Raw genomic sequence first — 19,016 nt, 5'->3', positions numbered from 1 at the left:
TGCCTGATGGTTTCTGAAGACTTCTGATGAATGGGGTTGAGGTTGCTTATCCCGAACTGGGGTAATATCTTTGTAACTGTTTGGTTTTTACATATAAAGGTGCAAAATATTCATTAGACTACCAATTCACTAGTCTTTCGAATGCCTATACTATAGGCAGGCTTATACCGTTGATCTTCTGGTAAATGTCCAGAGCATACACGTCGGTCATGCCGCTGATATAGTCGACTACCGCCATGATTCTCGTCTCCAGATTCGGCGACGTGATGTCATACTGGCTGCTCACCCTGCTTATCAGCTGCTTGGAGTAGAACCTGTCGGGATATACTGCAGCTTCGGTCATTATCTCCATCAGCGTTTCCATAATCTTGAAACCGCTCAGTTCCACGTCGAGCACCGGTTTGCTCTTGTATATTCTGTTGAACGACACCTCTGTGCACCTTTTGTATGCTTCTCGCTGAGGTTCCGGGATGTGGTCGATGAGACATCCCTTGAAAGTGCCGTCGAGAATCTCCTTCTCGTGGTCGATGAATGCCCTCGCACACACGTTCTCCAATTTGCCTATCACGCAGGCACGCATGTAAATCACCTTCTCGTTGTCGTCGGTGATACCTTCGTCCTTGATACGCTTTTCGATACTGTTTTTCACGCTTTCATCGAAGAATCCGAGCAGGAGGTCCTTTGTCTGCTCAAACGAAAGAATCTTCAGCTTGTGAGAATCCTCAATGTCCATTATCTCATAACAGATGTCGTCAGCCGCTTCCACCAGATACACCAGCGGATGACGGGCATAGGCAAGCGGAGCGCCAGACTGAGAATGACGGATAATGCCCAATTCATCGGCTATTTTCTGATATATCTCCTTCTCCGTGCAGAAGAATCCGAATTTGCCGTGGTCTCCGGCGAGAGCCGATTCGAACGGATATTTCACTATTGAGGCGAGCGTGGAGTATGTCATCACGAATCCACCGTCGCGACGCCCTTTGAATCTGTGGGCAAGCAGACGGAAGGCATTGGCATTACCCTCGAAGTGGGTAATGTCGTTCCATGTACCCTCGCTGATCTCGTTTTTGAGGAAAGCCCCCTTTCCTTCGGTGAAGAACGTCTGTATCGCTTTCTCACCGGAATGTCCGAACGGTGGGTTTCCCATATCGTGGGCGAGACATGCCGTGCTCACAATCGTGCCGATCTGCGGAAACAGCGTCTTGTCCAGTTCCGGCTGCTTTCCTATTATCGCCGCCGCCACGTCGTTGCCCAGCGACATTCCCACGCTCGCCACCTCCAGACTGTGTGTGAGACGGTTGTGAACGAAGATGCTTCCCGGCAGCGGGAACACCTGAGTCTTGTTCTGCATGCGGCGGAAGGGAGCAGAGAAAATCAGACGGTCGTAGTCGCGTTTGAACTCGCTGCGGTCGTCATGGCGCTCTATGTGGCGGTCTTCCTGTCCGAGGCGCTTGTTAGAAATCAGTTCTTTCCAATTCATATAGAAAACGGTTATTTTGTGCAAAGTTACAAAAACGTGGAGAAAAGCGTGCCCATATCAGCAAGAAATGTATTACCTTTACACCCGACAACAAAATCTTAGCCGTTACTGTGGGGATGCGGAGCAAGTATTCTCCGGTGGGATACCCTGCCGCTTGGAGATATTGGGCACATCAGCAGACGGCACAAAGGAAAAAATCACGGAAATATGAAAGTAGCGATATTCTGTTCGGCAAATGATAATATAGAGCCGGTTTATTTTGAGAAAACGAGAGAGTTAGGGGAATGGCTTGCAAAAAACGGCGATTCCATCGTGTTTGGCGGTTGCGACATGGGCTTGATGGAGTGTGTAGCCAAGGCAGCCTATGATGCCGGCGGCATGACAATCGGCGTGGTGCCGTCGAAAATAGAAGAGAACGGACACGTGAGCCAATACCTCAGTGTGGAGATACCCTGCGACAATCTCAGCGACCGCAAGGACCTGATGCTGCTCAAGAGCGATGTAGTGGTGGCGCTTCCCGGCGGACTCGGCACCTTGGACGAGATCTTCACCGTGGCAGCTTCTTCAACTATAGGTTATCACAACAAGAGGGTGATACTCTATAACATCAACGGCTTCTGGAACACCCTCATCGCACTGCTCGACGACCTGCAGCAGCGCGGAATGATCCGCGGCGACTACCACAGGCACATCGAGATTGCAGATTCCTTCGAGCAGCTGAAGCAGCTGCTGGGTTGACGTTTCCTGCCGTTGGTGTCAGAAACTTCTCAACCACGCCTTCAGCATGAGTTCCATTTCGGTGTGGTATTTGAACGACTCCCTTATTCCGAAGCCGTGGCCACCCGACGGGAAGACATGCAGGCTTGCCGGCACATCGTGGCGGTATAGTTCGTTATAGTAGTTCACTCCGTTTGCCGGTAGCACGGCCCTGTCGTCGTCGGCAAGCAGGATGATGGCACGTGGTGTGGTTCGCGACACCTGGGCGTCGTTGCTATACAGTTTCTCATCCTTCTTCTTGGCATCCTTGCCGAGGAAGTTGTCGTGGCTGCCCTGATGAGTGATGTCAGGCATCATCGTTATCACGGGATAGAAGAGAATCTGGAAGTCGGGTCTGGCTTCACCTTTTGAATGAGTTGCAATAGTGGAGGCAAGGTGTCCGCCGGCAGAGAATCCCATTATACCCACCTGGTCAGCCTTCACTCCCCATGCCGCAGCGTTTCTGCGCACGAGTTTCAGCGCTTCTTCAGCATCCGCTATGGGCACCTCGCAGTTGCCGTGAGGCATGCGGTATTTCAGCACCACCGCCGTGATGCCCATATTGTTGAAAAACGGAGCCCAGTTGTGTCCCTCGTGCTCCATTGCCAGATGCGAATATCCTCCGCCCGGGCATATCACCACGCATCTGCCGGTGTTGTCAGCCTTTGCCGGCTTGTATACCCACACCTTTGCAGTGTCCTGGGCGTCACCGTTGTCGTTCGGCGCATTGTTGTTCCATAAGTTCATGCTGATGCCCTTCTGGGCGTTGGCCACACAAGCCGTGCCTGCCACAAGGAGGGCAGTCAGAATCATTCTTGCTCTTTTCATTTCCGTAGTTGTCGTATTTTGATTATTCCCCATGTCGGAAGACGACATGAGTAGCAGTTTGCTAATGCAATATTCGCAAAAAAAACTGACATACGCAAGAAACTCCCTCCATTCACATTGATTTAAACATTTTTTTTGTAATATTGCAGTCGCAAAGGCTACGACGGCCATTGTCAGCATCACTTAAAAACATACATTATGCACGTATTGGAACAATTCAGATACTGTCCGAAATGCGGCAGTTCGCATTTCGTGGAAGCAAGTGAAAAGAGCAGAAAGTGTGAAAATTGCGGTTTTGAATTCTATCTCAATCCGGCTGCAGCAGTTGCCGCCTTCATCCTTAACTCCAAGAACGAGCTCCTCGTGGAGCGTCGCAAGCTGGAGCCAGCCAAGGGGATGCTCGACCTGCCCGGTGGATTCTGCGACATGGGCGAGACCGTGGAACAGGCGATGAAAAGAGAGATAAAGGAAGAGACGGCACTCGACGTGGTGGATATGAAATACCAGTTCAGTCAGCCGAACGTCTATAGATTCTCAGGTTTCGACGTACGTACCCTTGACATGTTCTTCCTCTGCAAGGTGGCAGACGAGACGCAGCTCAAGGCTTCCGACGATGCCGCCGAATGTTTCTGGCTGCCACTGTCGGAGATACATACCGAACAGTTCGGACTACGCTCCGTACGCCAGGCACTCCATACATTCTTCGACGGAGTGTTGGGTTGATGCCCACAGAGGCAAGACTTGCCTTTTATCAGATATCAATAGTGTTTTATTAACTTATGGAGATTATTGAGCAATGATCAACAGACTGAAGATCATGGACCTCAGAATGTTGCCACTGGCAGTGCTCTCGATGGTAATGGTGCTTCTTGCCGCTTGCGGAGGCAACGGCAGAAGAACGTCGCCATATGTTGACGTGAACACCGATTTCAACCATATTTATGAAAATATCGTGACCAGCGCCGACCTGTCGCATGCCAAAGGGATGATAAAGAAGGCATACGACGAGGAGAGAATAGGCGAGGGACAGAAGAAATATCTCGAAGCCATCGTGGTGTATCGGGCTGAGGCACGCTTCGACTCCGTGATGGAAATTTGCCAGCAGGCTCTTGACGCTTCTGACACCAAGGGCGACAAGACGTTGACATACTGCATCTATGCACTCATGACAAACTCGGCAGTGGCTTCGGAAAACAATGCGGCGATGCTGCAGTATGCCTCAGCCACAGAGACGCTCGCCCAGGAACTGGGACGCAAGGACAAGGAATTCGAGATGAAGGCCACCGTGGGATATGGTATGGTGCTTCTCGGCAACTCTGAAGAAGGACTGAAAATGATAGACCAGGCTCTTGCCGATCTGATGAAATACGATTCGTGGAACTGCTTGAACAGTTATCTGATAGTATCTAAACTCAAGGTGGTGGCACTGCATATTCTCAACAGACCGGCTGATGTGGTGGACTTGTGTGAAAAGGTCATTGCCCTGCTCGACAAGGGTATAGCCCATCCGGAAGGAATAAAGGACAAGCCGCTGGCATGGGAGAAAGACAAGGAATCCTTCGCCGTGATGCTGAAACTCTACCGCACCCAGATGCTGGCTTTCCTGTCTAATGCCCATGCCGAAATGGGAAACAGAGACCTGGCTATGCAGAGCCTGAAGGAATTTGACCAGTCGGAACAGTCGAAATCCCTCGACAGCCAGCGTATGATAGTGCCGGCTCTCGGAGAACTGAAGCTCTTCGACAGGATGCTCGCAGTATATGCCAAGATTGACAAGGAAGACGGTGGTGACACTATAACCGAAAGCTATAGGGATGAACTCGAACTGAAGGCGAGTGCCGCTTCTGCCAAGGGGAACCGCGAGCTGGAGCGTCATTACCTGAGGAGGGCGCTGAATCTTGAAGACACGCTGCATGAAGCACAGAACATGGCGCTGATGGCACACACACTGTCAGTATACAAGGTGCAGGACGAGCAGATGAAGGCTCAGGATGCCAAGGCTGCCGCCAAGCTAATGCTCGTGGCACTGGTGGCGCTCGCGGCAATAGTGATATTCGTAGTGGTATATATGTTCCGCCTGTATAAGCAGAAACAAGTGGTGGCGCTCAAGAACAAGGCTCTTGTGAGTTCCATAGAGAAGGCATTGGAATATAAAGACAGGTATGAGATGGCAGAAAGGGCACTTGAAGATGCTGAAAACAGGGCGTGCGAAGCTGAACGCAACAGCGAGATGATGAGAGTTGCCATACAGAGAACCGCAAAAGGCAAGGAAATCGCCCTTAGAGGCGACAATGCCGGTCTGGACGAGGAATTGTCAGCAGTGGCTGCCAAAGAGGCTGAAAACGCAAATGACGCATCTCCTGACAACTCTGAAGATGCAAGTAGCCTCTTTGAACAGATAGACCGCACCATCCGCGACGAAAGATTGTATCTTAATCCCGACTTCCAGCGCCAGACGCTTGTTGACATGTTCCATTCAGACAGGAACAGGGTGGGGCGTGTGATAAAGGATTTCAGCGGTTTCTCCAATCTCTCAGCCTATATCAACAACTACAGACTGGAATATGCCTATCGTATGCTGCGCGACTTGGACAACAAGCAGACCATCGACAGCATTGCCAAGGCATCGGGATTCTCCACCGTGCGCACCTTCCAGCGCCTTTTCAAGGATCGTTATGGCATGACACCGGCAGAGTTCCGCGAGAGTTATTCTGGCTTGAGGACAAATGAATGATTGTAGTGGACAATCAAATGAATTATAGTCTATAAGATAATCAGATGAATTATGGTCTATAGTAAATCAGATTAATGATTGTCCATAGATGGTCCGGATACAGATTTCCCCTCATATCCCCGACGATACCATGGAAGTGATGCTTCCTTTGTGATATTGTCCGGGATATGAGGGGAAACTCATATATTCTGTTTGTACGTGACTTTGTGATTAAGCCAGCAGTTTCTTCACGATGTCTGAAATCACCTTACCGTCGGCTTTGCCAGCCATCTGCTTGCTTGCCATTCCCATCACCTTGCCCATGTCCTTCATGCTCGAAGCACCGGTCTGCTCGATGATGCCCTTCACGATGCCTTCAATCTCATCGGCGCTGAGAGGCTTAGGCAGATACTCCTCGATCACCTTTACCTGTGCCAGTTCCTCGTCGGCGAGGTCCTGACGGTTCTGGGCGATGAAGGTGTCGGCAGACTCCTTGCCCTGTTTTGCCAGTTTGGCGAGAATCTTCAGGGCGGCAGCGTCCTCAAGAGTGTCGTTGGCACCTGGTGCTGTCTTTGCCTCTATGAATACTTTCTTGATGTTGCGGAGGGTTTCCAGGCGAACCTTGTCGCGGGCTTTCATTGCCTCCTTGATGTCGTTGCTTACTTGATCGTATAACATTGTTATTACTTTTTTTGTGTTTGAATTCTATGCAAACTTTATAGTGCCCGAAGTTGTCGTTCCCACCTTCGTCTGCGAAACGCTGTCCACATCGCCCTTAGAGAGCTTTATCAGCTCGTTGTTCTGCGTTCTGCTGCGGCTGTAGGTAGGCATCGACTCAATGGCAGAGATGAGGTTGTCGTTGTCCAGATCGTCGTTGCCGAAGATGAAGCAGCGCACCTGTGGTCTCTCCTTGTTGTTGCTGCCCTTGCCATAATAGCTGTCGATGAGAGCATCCTCGGCGTCCTTCTTCTGTCGGGACTTGCGCATCTCCTCCACACTCTGCTCGTTCTTGTCGGTGATGTTCATCTTGCCGTCTTCCACCTTCATGCCGAAGCCGGTGGCGAGGATGGTCACCTTCACGTTCTCCTTCAGTTCCGGGTCGATGGAAACTCCCCATTTCGTCTCTATGTCGTCGTCGAAGCCGTCCATGAACTCGTTGATGGCCTTCATCTCGTCCATCATCAGCTCGTTCTTCTTGTCTTCGCCCTCCGAAGAGAACGATACGCTGAGAAGGATTTTCTTCGAGTTGAACACGTCGTTGTCGTTGAGCAGCGGAGAATGGAGGGCATTCTCGATGGCCTTCTTCAGACGGTCCTCTCCCTTGCCGAAGCCGGTACTCATCAGAGCCACTCCGCCATCCTTCAATACGGTCTTCACGTCGTTGAAGTCGAGGTTTATGATTCCGTGCATCGTGATTATCTCGGCGATGCTCTTTGCCGCCACGCTCAGTGTGTCGTCTGCCTTGCCGAAGGCGTCGATGAGCGATAGTTCAGGATAGATGTCAAAGAGGCGCTGGTTGTTTATCACAAGCAGGGCGTCCACGTTCTGTGCCATCTTCTCAACACCGGTGAGTGCCTGCAGAATCTTCTTCTTGCCTTCCCATTCAAACGGGATGGTCACGATGCCCACGGTGAGGATACCCATCTCCTTGGCGATGCGTGCCACTACAGGACCGGCACCCGTACCGGTGCCGCCACCCATTCCGGCAGTGATGAACACCATCTTGGTGCCGTCGTTGAGCATGTGCTTTATCTCCTCCTCACTGTCTTCTGCCTCTTGGCGTCCCTTCTCAGGCTTGTTTCCGGCTCCCAGTCCCTCTTTTCCGAGTTGCAGGTGCACGGGGACAGGAGAGTCGTTAAGGGCCTTCTTGTCGGTGTTGCAGAGAACGAATGTGACGTCGTGTATACCTTCGCGGTACATGTGGTTTACGGCATTGCCGCCGCCACCGCCCACTCCGATGACTTTTATTATGCTGCTTGGCTTGTCCGGCTCGCCGAAGGCTGATGCCATCATGCCTATTTTCTTATCGTCTGCCATATCTCTTATATACTTTCGTTGTTTACCAGTTTTGTCTTTTCTCTCTCTTATGTCTCGTTTATGTCGGTAGTATTATTCTTCGTTTTCTTCAGTAATCCACCTCTTGAATACCGAGATGCCCCTCTTGATTATATTGTCTTTCGGCTTGGATTCTTTGTTCTGAATCTCCTCGATTATCTTTGTAGCCTCTTCGGTGTGCAGTCCGTTAGGATATTTCTCCTTGTAGCTCTGGTATGCACCGATGGTGTTGTCGGCAACGGCCTTTGTCCATTCGTCGTTGTCCTGCTTGCGTTGCAGTTCCGCAGCAGCGGCAATTTCTGCCGGAGTCCTCACTCCTGCCGTTCCACCAGCCACATAGTTTGGCTCCGTAGGCTGTGTCTTTGTCAGAGCAGGTTGTTCGGGCTGGTTGCTTTCATTGAAGAGAGAAGTCTTTATCTCGCCTCCGTCGCAGCTCTGGTCGCCCTTCATGAGCAGTCCCAGCAGGGTGTTCAGCGTACCGTCGTGGGGGAGGTTGATGTTCTTGGTCGTCGTCACGGTGTCGTTGATGAACTGCACGATGTTTATCTTGTCAATCTCCGTCTTCTTGCTGAAAGCCTTGGTGATGTTCTTCATGTTGGAACCACCGCCGGTGATTACGATGCCGCCGTTCAGTTTCTTCTTGTATTCTGTAGGCACCTGTGCCCACACGTTCTCTATTATCTCCTGTATGCGGGCTTCCACAATCTGCTGGAACTTTTCGCTTGAGATGGTCTGCTCCGGTGTGACGGAGTATTCCATCGTCTTGTCTCGCTCTTCCAGTTCGGTATATGCGCTGCCGTATTTTATCTTCATCTTCTCAGCCACATCCTCTTCGATGTTTGCCGAGGCGATGTCCTTGGTTATGTTGCTGCTTCCGAGAGGAATCACGGCGATGTGGCGCAGTATGTTCTTGTGGTATACGAGCATTGTGGTCGTTGCCGCACCCATATCCACAAGCATGCAGCCAGCCCTCTTGCGTGTATCATCGAGAATACAGTCGGCAAGTGCCAGCGGAGCGATGTCGAGTTCGGCAATCTTTATCCCTGCCTTGTCGAAACAGTTGGTGAGCTTGTCGTAGAAAGATTTGCGCCACAGGATGTTGAGGAAGTTTCCAGTCAGCTGGTCAGCCTGAATTCCTGCGGGGTCGTTCTCGTAGTCATTGCCCACTTTGTATTCTTGTATGGCAACATCAAGGATTTGCTTGTCTGAATATGTCTTGTTGCGGTTAGTGTCCATCAGTTCGTTCACCATCTGTTGTGTGATGAGCGTGTCTTTCGGCAGGTCGCGCACGATTTCGTTCTTGACGCTGAAGATTGACTGTCCGCTGACTCCTACATACACCTGCGAAATCTCCCTGTTGAGGGCGGCTTTCAGCTTTCCGATGATGTTGGTGATGCCCTGGATTGTCTTCTCCAGGTTGTGTGCCGTTCCCTTCTTGATATACGTTGAGGAGTCTTCGCTGGCCATGGCGTAAACGCTGATGCTTCCGTCATTGTTCTTTCGTCCTGCTATTCCTCTTAGCTTCGACGAGCCCAGTTCTATTGCTACTATAAAATCCTTTGCTGGCATATTGCTTATTTTTTATGGGGTTGCTTTTATTTGTTTCTTGGTTTATGACCGTCTGTTCTTGTCGGTAGACTTTTTGCTTCCCGATTTCTTCTCGGCAGACTTCTTCTTGTCTGCTTTCTTCTCGGAAGACTTCCTGTCTGCAGCTTTCTTCCTGTCCGACCTCTTGCCGTCGGTCTTCTTTTTGTCAGCAGCTTTATCCGACTTTTTCCGGTTGTTCTCCTTCCTTTCAGTCTTTTTGTCCTTTGTATTATGACTGTTCTTCTCAGCCTCGTTCTTTTCAGTCTTTTGTCTGTCGTTCTGCGGCTTTTCCTGATGACTGTCGCCAGACTGCTGGGCGGCAGGAGTGTTGGCATCAGGCTTTTGTTCCTGCTGAGGCGCTTGCGGGGCGGTCTCCTGATTGCCTTTGGCGTTCCTGTCCTTCTTGCAGATTATCTGGTTGTCGAATTCCAGGTTTATATACGGATATTTGTTCCATCCCACTTGGCTCAGACCATATTTGTAGAATTTCTCCAGTCGTGTGAGTTTCGTATCCACGAATGCAGCAATCTTCTCCTTCCGTTTGGATGCATATCTTGTCTGAGGCATGTATCCGAGGAATACCACGTGGTCTCCGATTCGCGGCACTATTTCTATTCCACCGTCCGACAGCACGTTGATCTGCTCTATCATGTTCTTCCACAGGTCGTTTGCCATTATGATATTTGCCATTGGCGCGATGTAGTTGCGTGCGAACGATTGTCTGATGTTGCCCGTGGCTATTATCAGGTCAGAGGTATAGCTGGTGTTGGGCATTATTCCTCCTTTGTCGTCGAGATAGTAGTCGTCGCCCCTCTCGCTCTTTATCCTTATCACCGGCAGTCGCTGCGTGATGCTCACGAACACCTTGTTGTCTTTCGTCTTGTAGCATTCCGCTGTCTTCACGAACGGGCTCTTGCACAGCAGGTCTTCTATCAGCCTTGGCTGTATGTCCGTCATCTTGAAGTTCAGAGGATACATCCTGCTGTCCTTCATCATCTTCTTCACCTCGTTGGCGGTGAGGAAGCCGTTGGCATTCTGGTCGGCGATAACGATGTTCACCTCTGTGCACACGTTTTTGCTCTCGTCCGGTTTGTTGAACGAGATCATCGCTACGAAGACATACACCAAGAGTATGACATCGAGCATCAGCAGTATTAGTTTCTTGTATTTTGGTCGCATTTCCATTCAGCCTGCCAGCGAGCCGCTTCCTTGACAGTCAGGGACGCTCGCCGGCAGGTAGTGTTTATTTCCTTTTCTCCAGTATCTTCTCTATTTGAGGCACGTAGTTGTCAAGGTCGCCAGCACCAAGTACGACGAGCACCTCGAAATCGTTGTCTTCTACAAACTTCAATACGTCCTCCTTGTGTATCATCTCCTTCTCCACTCCCGGTTTCAGATTGTCGTATATCAGTTTCGATGTCACACCAGGTATCGGTTCCTCACGGGCAGGATAGATGTCGCAGAGCACCACGCGGTCGAGCAGGCTGAGGCTGTCGGCGAAGTCCTTGTAGAAGTCTCTTGTCCTTGTATAGAGATGAGGCTGGAAGATAACAGTTATCTTCTTGTCCTTATATAGTTCCCTCATGCTTTTAGCACTCTGGTATATCTCCTTAGGGTGATGTGCGTAGTCGCTCATGAACACGAGCTTGTCGGTCTTTATCTTGAAGTCGAACCGGCGGTCCACTCCATGATAAGTCTTCATTCCGTATTTCAGTTCCTCTGCATTGCAGCCGTTAAGCTGAGCCATAGCCATAGCAGCCACACCATTCTCTATATTGATAGGCACCGGCTGTCCGAGCTTCACGTTCTTGATGCTTTCCACCGGCGATATGAAGTCAAAAGTGATTTCTCCGTTTCCGATCTTCACGTTCTCCGCATGGAAGTCACCTTCATCGCGGCTGTATGTATACACCTTCACTCCATCCTGCACGTCAGCCTTCATCTCCAGGTTTTTGTGGATTATGAGTGCGCCTCCTGGCTGTATCAGAGTGGTGTAGTGGCGGAAGCTTTCGAGATAAGCCTCTTTGGTGCCGTATATGTCGAGGTGGTCAGGGTCGGTAGAGGTGATCACGCTCATCCAAGGACGGAGCCAATGGAAGCTGCGGTCGAACTCGTCGGCCTCTATCACCACGTAGTCGCTCTTTTCGCTGAGGATATAGTTTGTGCCGTAGTTCTTTGATATGCCGCCGAGGAAAGCGTTGCAGTCTATAGAACTCTGATGCATGATATGGGCACACATCGTTGATGTCGTTGTCTTGCCGTGAGTGCCTGCCACGCAAAGCCCCTTGTGAGTGCGTGTCAGCATACCGAGCACCTGTGCTCTCTTCTCCACGTCGAAGTTGTTCTCGCGGAAATATACCAGTTCCTTGTGTTCCTGCGGAATGGCTGGTGTGTAAACAACGAGAGTCGATGCCGGTTTCTTGCATGCATGGGGAATCTCGTCCACGTTTTCCTCATAGTGGATGAGCATACCCTCTTTCTCCAGCTGTTCTGTCAGTTTCGATGGTGTCTTGTCGTAACCGGCCACCACGAGTCCTTTATGTATGAAATAGCGAGCTATGGCGCTCATACCGATGCCGCCGGCTCCTACGAAATATACTGCTTTTATATCTTTCAGTTCCATTGCTTCTTTGTTTTTCTCCACAATAGCGTCAGCCTTTCCAAGCTGCTTTCAGGAATTAGCCTTCCGATTCAGCTACTGTATTGTCAGGGATTTGTATTTGTTTGTCATTTTTTGTTTTCCGCCAGTTTCAACACCTCGTCGGCAATGATGTCGGCGGAGTGGGGCAGACCGAGTTTCTTCACGTTTGTTGCAAGGCTCTCCAGTTTTGCCGCATCGCCCACTGTTGTCAGTGCGAGCTTTATAACATTGTCCTTTGCCTCCACATCTTTCACCATCAGCGCGGCGTCCTTCTCCACCAGTGCCATGGCGTTCTTTGTCTGGTGGTCTTCTGCCACATTTGGCGATGGCACCAGTATCACAGGTTTGCCTATCAGACAGAATTCCGAGATACTGCTTGCTCCGGCACGGCTTATCACGAGGTCGGCAGCCTTGTATGCCGCTCCCATATCGGATATGAAGTCCATCACCTTCAGCATCGGCATGTCATTGTGGGATGCCATTTTCTGCATGATGCTCTCGTGGTAGTATTTGCCGGTCTGCCATATGAACTGCACTCCCGACTCCTTTATCTCCTTGAGATGAGCCAATACGCTCTCGTTCACGGTGCGTGCTCCGAGGCTGCCACCCACTATGAGTATCGTCTTCTTCTCCGGGTCGAGTCCGAACTGTTTCACCGCATCCTCATGGCTTATCTCCGCATTCACGATATTCTGTCTGACGGGATTTCCCGTCATCATTATCTTGTCAGCAGGGAAGAAACGCTCCATGCCGTCGTAGGCAACGCATATCTTGTCAGCCTTCGTCGAAAGCATCTTGTTGGTTTTTCCTGCGTATGAGTTCTGCTCCTGGATAAGACTTGGGATGCCCAGGGCATGTGCCGCGTCGAGAGTCGCTCCACTTGCATATCCTCCCACTCCCACTGCAGCCATCGGCTTGAAGTCTTTGATGATCTTCTTCGCCATACCCTTGCTCTTCAGGTAATCTATGAGCACACCGATGTTTTTCGGCGACCACAGTGGACGTATCAGTCCTCTGACGGGCAGACCTTTGATTTCGTATCCTGCTGCCGGCACACGCTGCATTTCCATTCTGCCAAGTGCTCCGACAAACAGAATCTTTGCCTCCGGGCGCTTCGCCTTTATGGCATTTGCGATAGATACGGCAGGGAATATATGGCCTCCAGTGCCGCCACCGCTGATTACAATCCTCAGTTCATTATCCATTGTTCCGAAATTTTGTTTCTTTGTTACTTCATCCGCAGTAGATATGCTGTCTCGCAGATGTCTTTTCCTTTATCAACCTTTACCGGTTATCTTTCCCTTTGATCTTTTTCATGACCTTTGCCGGTCGTTTCAATGCTTATGCTGCTATCGGCGTTGCTGTGGGAATGTGAGCTGTTTCGTTCTTCTTCTTTGCCGACCGGCTCACGCTCAGTATCATTCCGATATACACGCAGTTCATTATAGAAGAAGTTCCGCCCTTGCTTATCAGCGGCAGCGGCTGACCGGTCACCGGCAGCCATCCCACAGCCACGCCCATATTGAACAGAGCCTGTGTGACAAGCATCAGTGCTATTCCTATTATCAGCAGTGCCGGGAAGGTGTTGGCACATCTGCTCGCTATCGTCATGGTGCGGAACAGCAGTATTATATACAGCAGACACACACCCACGGCACCTATCAGTCCCATCTCTTCAATGATTATGGAGTAGATGAAGTCGCTGAAAGCCTGTGGCAGGTAGTCTCTCATCGTGGAGTTTCCCGGTCCTTTGCCCATCATGTTAGATGATGCTATGGCAATCTGTGAATATCCCTCCTGTGCGTCATTGTTGAGGTCGAATTTCTCCGGCGGAACATCTTTGCCGTCGAGGAACTTGTCTATACGGCTCTTCCAAGTGTCAAGGCGGTGGAACAATTTCGGTTCTTTGCTATCTTCTTTGTCTGTTGCCTTGACCTTGTTCTTGTCCACCATAGCCATCCTCGGGTCCTCTTCAGCCTCTTTCTCCTTGTCGTGTCCGAAGGCCATTACGATGATCAATCCACCCACTGCCAAAATGGCAAGAGATCCCATCAGTTTGCCCAACTGCCTCTTGGGAATTCTTCCTATCCACATCATCATCAGCACCACAGCACCCAGCAGTGCTGCCGTAGAGAGGTTTTCCAATCCTATGAGAATTATGAAGCCGCCGCTGACGGTGATGATGAATTTGAATGCCCTCTTGTCGACACCCGTATCCGTCTGCATGGCGCTCAGTATTGTTGCCACGGCGAGCACCACGGCTCCTTTAGCCATTTCAGAGGGTTGGAATTTCATGCCGATTACCGGTATTGGAATCCATCTGTGGCCATCGTTCACGGCACCTACGAAAAAGCAGATTATGAGCAATACGAACGATATGAGCAATGCCAGCGGCATGACGAGCTTGAAATATTTGCATTTCAGGTTCATCGTTGCCAGCATGAACAACACTCCCCATCCGAGCAGGAACACATGCTTGCATATCGGTCCCCAGTAGTTGGAAGTCTTGTAGGTCAAGTTGCTCGAAGCGCTGAACACCTCGATGATGCTTATTATACACAGCATGATGAAGACTCCCCATATCACAGGGTCGCCCTTTATCTTCCTTGTGGCAACTTTTTTCTCTGTCGTAGTCTCTTCTGCCATTTTCTGCCTATGTCTCCTATGCTATCAGTTTATTGTGTAATATATGGAATTTACAAGTTCCTGACGAGAGTCTTGAACTGTTCGCCTCTGTCCTCCATGTTCTTGAATAGGTCGAAGCTTGCGCAGCAAGGACTCAGCAGTACCGTATATCCCGGCTTTGCCATCTTCTCGCATGCCTCCACGCAGTCTTTCATACAATGCGTGTCAGCCACCGGAATACCCATTCCATCGAAGAAATCATGCAGTTTCTTGTTGTCAGCACCGAGATATACGATGCCCGCACATTTCTTCTTCACCAAATCCTTTATCTCGTTGTAGTCGTTGCCTTTGTCCTTTCCTCCGATGATGAGGATGGTAGGTGTCTTCATGCTTTCGAGGGCATACCAGCATGCATCCACGTTGGTAGCTTTCGAATCGTTCACGTAGAGCACGCCCCCCACGGTGGCAACCTTCTCCAGTCTGTGCTCCACACCGGGGAAGTCGCTCAGGCTCTTGCGTATTTCCTCCTTCTTGATGCCGGCGATGTTTGATGCGATACCGGCAGCCAAAGAGTTATAAATGTTGTGTTTGCCCGTGAGGCTCAGTTCCTCCTGCTCCATGTTGAACGGAGTGGGGTATTCAATCTTGTACTGTCCCTCTTCGATATAACCGATGGAACCCTTCTCCTTCAGTTCAGAGAACGGACACTTCACAGCCTTGATGTCATATTTGTCGAGTTCCTTCTTTATCACAGGGTCATCGTTCCAGTAGATGAAAGAGTCCTCCTGTGTCTGGTTCTGCAGAATCCTCATCTTTGCGTCCACATAGTTCTGCATGCAGAAGTCGTAGCGGTCCAGATGGTCCGGTGTGATGTTCAGCAGGATGGCGATGTTTGCCCTGAAGTCATACATATCGTCAAGCTGGAAGGAGCTGAGTTCTATGATATAGTATTCATGAGGCTCCTCCGCCACCTGCAGCGCCAGGCTCTTTCCGATGTTGCCGGCCAGTCCGGCGTCATAACCTGCGTTCTTGAATATATGATAGATAAGCGACGTTGTAGTCGTCTTTCCGTTGCTTCCCGTTATGCACACCATCTTGGAGTGTGTGTATCTTCCGGCGAACTCAATCTCGCTGATGATATGTATGTTCTTCTCCATACACTTTCTTATCATCGGCGCCTCCTTCGGTATGCCCGGACTCTTTATTATCTCGTCAGCGTTGAGAATCTTCTCCTCGGTGTGGTGGCCTTCCTCCCATTCCACGCCGTGGTCGTCAAGGAGCTTCTTGTATTTGTCCTTGATGGCCGACATGTCAGACACGAACACGTCGAAACCCTCTTTCTTTGCCAATACGGCAGCTCCGGCTCCACTCTCGCCAGCTCCAAGTATAACAATTCTTTTCATATTACTTTTGCTATATAATACCTTATATTTTATTCTTTTCTTCTCCCTTTTTATCTCATCTTCAGCGTGATGATGGTCATTGCAGCCAGGATGATTGTCATTATCCAGAAGCGGATGGTGATCTTCGACTCATGGATAGCCGTGTGAGGCTTTTTGAACACATACTTGATGTTCGGGTCGAGTTGGTCGTCCGTGGTGCGGAACGTGTCGTGCAGAGGAGCACGCTTTATCAGTCGTTGCTTCACGCCTTTCCTTGTTCCTAACTTGGCGTAGTAGACCTGCAGTATCACGCTGAGGCTCTCCACGAAGAATATGCCACACAGTATCGGCAGCATCAGTTCCTTGTGTATAATTACGGCACATACACCGATGATGCCGCCGATGGTCAGCGATCCCGTGTCGCCCATGAACACCTGGGCCGGATACGAGTTATACCAAAGGAATCCCACCAACGCTCCCACGAAGGCACACATGAACACCACAAGCTCCTGTGAGCCCGGTATATACATGATGTTCAGATATGCCGCATATTCTATGTGACTGCTGACATAGGCGAATATTCCCAGCGCCACACCTATTATTGCGGAGTTTCCCGCACACATGCCGTCCATTCCGTCGTTCAGGTTAGCACCGTTGGAAACAGCCGTCACCACGAGGATTGTCATTATCACGAAGAGAATCCATCCTGCCGCCGTCTTGTATTTGCCGCAGAACGACATGATGTTGGAGTAGTCCAGGTTGTGACCCTTCACGAACGGTATCGTCGTCTTCAGTGACTTCTGTGCTTCAGGGCGGTGTTTCACCACCACCTCCGTGCCGTTCATCTTCTTCATGCTCAGATTCTCGTTTATTTTGGCGTCAGGACTCAGCCACAACACCAGTCCCACGATGAGTCCGATGCTTATCTGTCCCACGATCTTGAACTTGCCCGGCAGTCCCTCCTTGTTGTGGCGGAAAATCTTGATGTAGTCGTCGAGTCCGCCGAGGAATCCCAGCCATATCGTCGTGATGATCATTAGGATGAGATAAATGTTCCTCATTCGTCCGAGCAGCAGCACCGGCAGCAGTATGGCGGCAATGATGATGATGCCTCCCATTGAAGGCACGCCGATTTTCTTCACCCCGAACGGGTCTATCTTGGCATCGCGCTGCACCTCTGTTATCTGCTTGCTCTTCAAGTATTTTATAAACTTCTCTCCGAACCAAGCCGAGATGGCGAGCGAGAGAATCAGGGCGAGCAATGCGCGGAACGAGATGTATCCCCACATGTGACTTCCCGGAATGCCGAACTGGTCTAAGAATCTGAATAGATAGTATAACATGATATATTATATTCGTTTCACTTTTTGTTTGTCCCGTAGTCTGTCTTCCGTCAGGCGTCAGGGATTGCTTCGGTGATGTGAGTATTTTGCTTTCCGCATCCTTATTTGATGCCCATAGCCTCTCTCAGCACCTCCTTGTCGTCGAAGTGATGTTTCACTCCCTTTATTTCCTGATAGTCCTCATGGCCCTTTCCGGCAACGAGTATCACGTCGCCCTTCTGTGCCAGCATGCAGGCGGTGCGGATGGCCTCACGACGGTCAACGATGCTTACCACTTTCTTCATCTGCTGGTCGTCCAGTCCGGCAAGCATGTCGTTGATTATATCCTGCGGCTCCTCAAATCTTGGGTTGTCGCTCGTTATTATCACCTTGTCGCTCTGCTTCACCGCCTCTTGCGCCATCAAAGGACGCTTGCCCTTGTCACGGTTTCCGCCGGCGCCACAGACCGTTATCACATGGCCCTTTCCTTCGAGCACTTCATGTATGGCATTGAGCACGTTCTCCAGTGCGTCAGGAGTGTGTGCATAGTCCACGATAGCCGTGTAGCCCTCTGGCGACTGTATAGGGTCGAGTCTTCCGCTCACGCTCTTCAGCGTGCTCATCACGAGGAGTACGTTCTCCGGTTTCTCGCCCAGCATCACGGCAGCACCATATACGGCGAGCAGGTTGCTGACGTTGAACTTACCGATGAACTGCACTCCCACTTCTCTGCCGTCGATTTCGAGATACATGCCGCCGAAGTGACATTCAAGGATCTTTGCCTTGAAGTCAGCCATTGTGCGTGTGGAGTATGTCTTCACCGTAGCCTTCGTGTTCTGCACCATCACCATGCCGTTCTTGTCGTCGGCATTCGTTATGGCGAACGCTGTCTTCGGCAGCTGGTCGAAGAATGCCTTCTTTGCATTGCGGTAGTTCTCAAACGTCTTGTGGTAGTCCAGATGGTCGCGTGTCAGGTTTGTAAACAGTCCTCCAGCAAAGTCCAGTCCTCCGATGCGCTTCTGTGCTATGGCATGGGAGCTGCACTCCATGAAGGCATACTGGCATCCGGCGTCTACCATTCTGCTGAGCAGATAGTTCAGCTCGATAGGGTCCGGTGTGGTGTGGTCGGCAGGAACCGCCTCGTCCTCGATGTAGTTGCACACGGTAGACAGCAGTCCGCATTTGTATCCCAACTTGCGGAACATATTATATAATAATGTGGCGATCGTCGTCTTGCCGTTCGTTCCCGTCACTCCCACGAGTTTCAGTTTCCTCGATGGGTCACCATAGAATATCGTGGCAACCTTTCCTGCCACGTCCTCAGTGGATTCCACCTGCACATAAGTCACTCCCTCGGCTTTCTCCTCTGGCAAAACCTCGCAGAGTACAGCCTTTGCGCCAAGTTCGATAGCCTTAGGTATGAACTTGTGTCCGTCCACCTGGGTTCCGCGCTGTGCGATGAACAGGTGTCCCTCCTTGATTCGGCGTGAGTCGATGTTCACGCCAGTTATCTCTATGTCTGTCTGACCGCAGACGCTGACCGTCTTCAGTCCTTTGATAAGTTCTTCCAGTACCATAGTCTTTCTTTATATATGTTATGTTGTTTTCTTTATTGTCCTTGATT

General features: G+C 50.5%; 15 protein-coding genes. 3 read left to right on the top strand and 12 right to left on the bottom strand.

The features are described from left to right. Window positions 1–145 precede the first annotated feature (145 nt). Window positions 146–1,483 (bottom strand): dGTP triphosphohydrolase, encoded by a 1,338-nt coding sequence (gene dgt / locus CCC32_RS04560; RefSeq protein ID WP_287072630.1) that lies wholly within the window; start codon window positions 1,481–1,483, stop codon window positions 146–148. 207 nt (window positions 1,484–1,690) lie between these two features. On the opposite strand from dgt, the gene CCC32_RS04555 reads away from it, so the two are divergent. Then, window positions 1,691–2,221 (top strand): LOG family protein, encoded by a 531-nt coding sequence (locus tag CCC32_RS04555; RefSeq protein WP_287072628.1) that lies wholly within the window; start codon window positions 1,691–1,693, stop codon window positions 2,219–2,221. 18 nt (window positions 2,222–2,239) lie between these two features. Here CCC32_RS04555 and CCC32_RS04550 read toward each other — a convergent pair whose 3' ends face one another. Next, window positions 2,240–3,067 (bottom strand): alpha/beta hydrolase, encoded by an 828-nt coding sequence (locus CCC32_RS04550; protein ID WP_044072919.1) that lies wholly within the window; start codon window positions 3,065–3,067, stop codon window positions 2,240–2,242. 198 nt (window positions 3,068–3,265) lie between these two features. Here CCC32_RS04550 and CCC32_RS04545 point away from each other — a divergent pair, with 198 nt between their 5' ends. Together CCC32_RS04545 and CCC32_RS04540 are read left to right on the top strand one after the other, a co-directional pair. Next, window positions 3,266–3,790 carry an NUDIX domain-containing protein gene (locus CCC32_RS04545; protein ID WP_042517895.1) on the top strand — a complete coding sequence of 175 codons (525 nt, stop codon included), beginning with the start codon at window positions 3,266–3,268 and terminating at the stop codon, window positions 3,788–3,790. A gap of 73 nt (window positions 3,791–3,863) precedes the next feature. After that, window positions 3,864–5,801, top strand: coding sequence for a helix-turn-helix domain-containing protein (locus CCC32_RS04540; protein ID WP_287072625.1), 1,938 nt, complete (start codon window positions 3,864–3,866; stop codon window positions 5,799–5,801). Between the two features lie 210 nt (window positions 5,802–6,011). On the opposite strand, the gene CCC32_RS04535 is transcribed toward CCC32_RS04540, so the two are convergent. The 10 genes from CCC32_RS04535 to CCC32_RS04490 all read right to left on the bottom strand — a co-directional run bounded on the left by CCC32_RS04535 (window position 6,012) and on the right by CCC32_RS04490 (window position 18,969). Continuing rightward, complete coding sequence (locus CCC32_RS04535; protein WP_022316025.1) at window positions 6,012–6,458, bottom strand: GatB/YqeY domain-containing protein; 447 nt, start codon at window positions 6,456–6,458, stop codon at window positions 6,012–6,014. A 27-nt stretch (window positions 6,459–6,485) separates the two neighbouring features. Then, window positions 6,486–7,817 (bottom strand): cell division protein FtsZ, encoded by a 1,332-nt coding sequence (gene ftsZ, locus CCC32_RS04530; protein ID WP_044074240.1) that lies wholly within the window; start codon window positions 7,815–7,817, stop codon window positions 6,486–6,488. Between the two features lie 72 nt (window positions 7,818–7,889). Further along, entirely contained in the window at window positions 7,890–9,404 is a 1,515-nt protein-coding gene (ftsA, locus tag CCC32_RS04525; protein WP_022316027.1) for a cell division protein FtsA, read from the bottom strand. 42 nt (window positions 9,405–9,446) lie between these two features. Beyond that, window positions 9,447–10,601, bottom strand: coding sequence for a POTRA-like domain-containing protein (locus CCC32_RS04520; RefSeq protein WP_287072622.1), 1,155 nt, complete (start codon window positions 10,599–10,601; stop codon window positions 9,447–9,449). Between the two features lie 64 nt (window positions 10,602–10,665). Then, window positions 10,666–12,045 (bottom strand): UDP-N-acetylmuramate--L-alanine ligase, encoded by a 1,380-nt coding sequence (gene murC / locus CCC32_RS04515; protein WP_042517901.1) that lies wholly within the window; start codon window positions 12,043–12,045, stop codon window positions 10,666–10,668. Between the two features lie 104 nt (window positions 12,046–12,149). Continuing rightward, the gene (gene murG, locus CCC32_RS04510; protein ID WP_022316030.1) at window positions 12,150–13,268 is read right to left on the bottom strand and encodes an undecaprenyldiphospho-muramoylpentapeptide beta-N-acetylglucosaminyltransferase; all 1,119 of its coding nucleotides are present in this window, start codon (window positions 13,266–13,268) and stop codon (window positions 12,150–12,152) included. 136 nt (window positions 13,269–13,404) lie between these two features. After that, window positions 13,405–14,709: an FtsW/RodA/SpoVE family cell cycle protein gene (locus CCC32_RS04505; RefSeq protein ID WP_287072619.1), complete on the bottom strand. Its 1,305-nt coding sequence runs from the start codon at window positions 14,707–14,709 to the stop codon at window positions 13,405–13,407. Window positions 14,710–14,759: 50 nt separating this feature from the next. Continuing rightward, complete coding sequence (gene murD / locus CCC32_RS04500; protein ID WP_022316032.1) at window positions 14,760–16,091, bottom strand: UDP-N-acetylmuramoyl-L-alanine--D-glutamate ligase; 1,332 nt, start codon at window positions 16,089–16,091, stop codon at window positions 14,760–14,762. A 50-nt stretch (window positions 16,092–16,141) separates the two neighbouring features. After that, window positions 16,142–17,413 (bottom strand): phospho-N-acetylmuramoyl-pentapeptide-transferase, encoded by a 1,272-nt coding sequence (locus tag CCC32_RS04495; RefSeq protein ID WP_044074238.1) that lies wholly within the window; start codon window positions 17,411–17,413, stop codon window positions 16,142–16,144. Between the two features lie 101 nt (window positions 17,414–17,514). Then, window positions 17,515–18,969: a UDP-N-acetylmuramoyl-L-alanyl-D-glutamate--2,6-diaminopimelate ligase gene (locus tag CCC32_RS04490; RefSeq protein ID WP_022316034.1), complete on the bottom strand. Its 1,455-nt coding sequence runs from the start codon at window positions 18,967–18,969 to the stop codon at window positions 17,515–17,517. Window positions 18,970–19,016: the final 47 nt, after the last annotated feature.

Origin of the sequence: Prevotella sp. LMAG:51 (assembly GCF_008680225.1) — a bacterium.
Lineage (GTDB): Bacteria > Bacteroidota > Bacteroidia > Bacteroidales > Bacteroidaceae > Prevotella > Prevotella pectinovora.
This window is presented reverse-complemented; position numbering and strand designations above follow the sequence as displayed.

Excerpts from the sequence above, each read along its gene's own strand:
- dgt (WP_287072630.1), bottom strand. The coding sequence starts at position 1,483 with ATGAATTGGAAAGAACTGATTTCTAACAAGCGCCTCGGACAGGAAGAC.
- CCC32_RS04555 (WP_287072628.1), top strand. The coding sequence starts at position 1,691 with ATGAAAGTAGCGATATTCTGTTCGGCAAATGATAATATAGAGCCGGTT.
- CCC32_RS04550 (WP_044072919.1), bottom strand. The coding sequence starts at position 3,067 with ATGAAAAGAGCAAGAATGATTCTGACTGCCCTCCTTGTGGCAGGCACG.
- CCC32_RS04545 (WP_042517895.1), top strand. The coding sequence starts at position 3,266 with ATGCACGTATTGGAACAATTCAGATACTGTCCGAAATGCGGCAGTTCG.
- CCC32_RS04540 (WP_287072625.1), top strand. The coding sequence starts at position 3,864 with ATGATCAACAGACTGAAGATCATGGACCTCAGAATGTTGCCACTGGCA.
- CCC32_RS04535 (WP_022316025.1), bottom strand. The coding sequence starts at position 6,458 with ATGTTATACGATCAAGTAAGCAACGACATCAAGGAGGCAATGAAAGCC.
- ftsZ (WP_044074240.1), bottom strand. The coding sequence starts at position 7,817 with ATGGCAGACGATAAGAAAATAGGCATGATGGCATCAGCCTTCGGCGAG.
- ftsA (WP_022316027.1), bottom strand. The coding sequence starts at position 9,404 with ATGCCAGCAAAGGATTTTATAGTAGCAATAGAACTGGGCTCGTCGAAG.
- CCC32_RS04520 (WP_287072622.1), bottom strand. The coding sequence starts at position 10,601 with ATGCGACCAAAATACAAGAAACTAATACTGCTGATGCTCGATGTCATA.
- murC (WP_042517901.1), bottom strand. The coding sequence starts at position 12,045 with ATGGAACTGAAAGATATAAAAGCAGTATATTTCGTAGGAGCCGGCGGC.
- murG (WP_022316030.1), bottom strand. The coding sequence starts at position 13,268 with ATGGATAATGAACTGAGGATTGTAATCAGCGGTGGCGGCACTGGAGGC.
- CCC32_RS04505 (WP_287072619.1), bottom strand. The coding sequence starts at position 14,709 with ATGGCAGAAGAGACTACGACAGAGAAAAAAGTTGCCACAAGGAAGATA.
- murD (WP_022316032.1), bottom strand. The coding sequence starts at position 16,091 with ATGAAAAGAATTGTTATACTTGGAGCTGGCGAGAGTGGAGCCGGAGCT.
- CCC32_RS04495 (WP_044074238.1), bottom strand. The coding sequence starts at position 17,413 with ATGTTATACTATCTATTCAGATTCTTAGACCAGTTCGGCATTCCGGGA.
- CCC32_RS04490 (WP_022316034.1), bottom strand. The coding sequence starts at position 18,969 with ATGGTACTGGAAGAACTTATCAAAGGACTGAAGACGGTCAGCGTCTGC.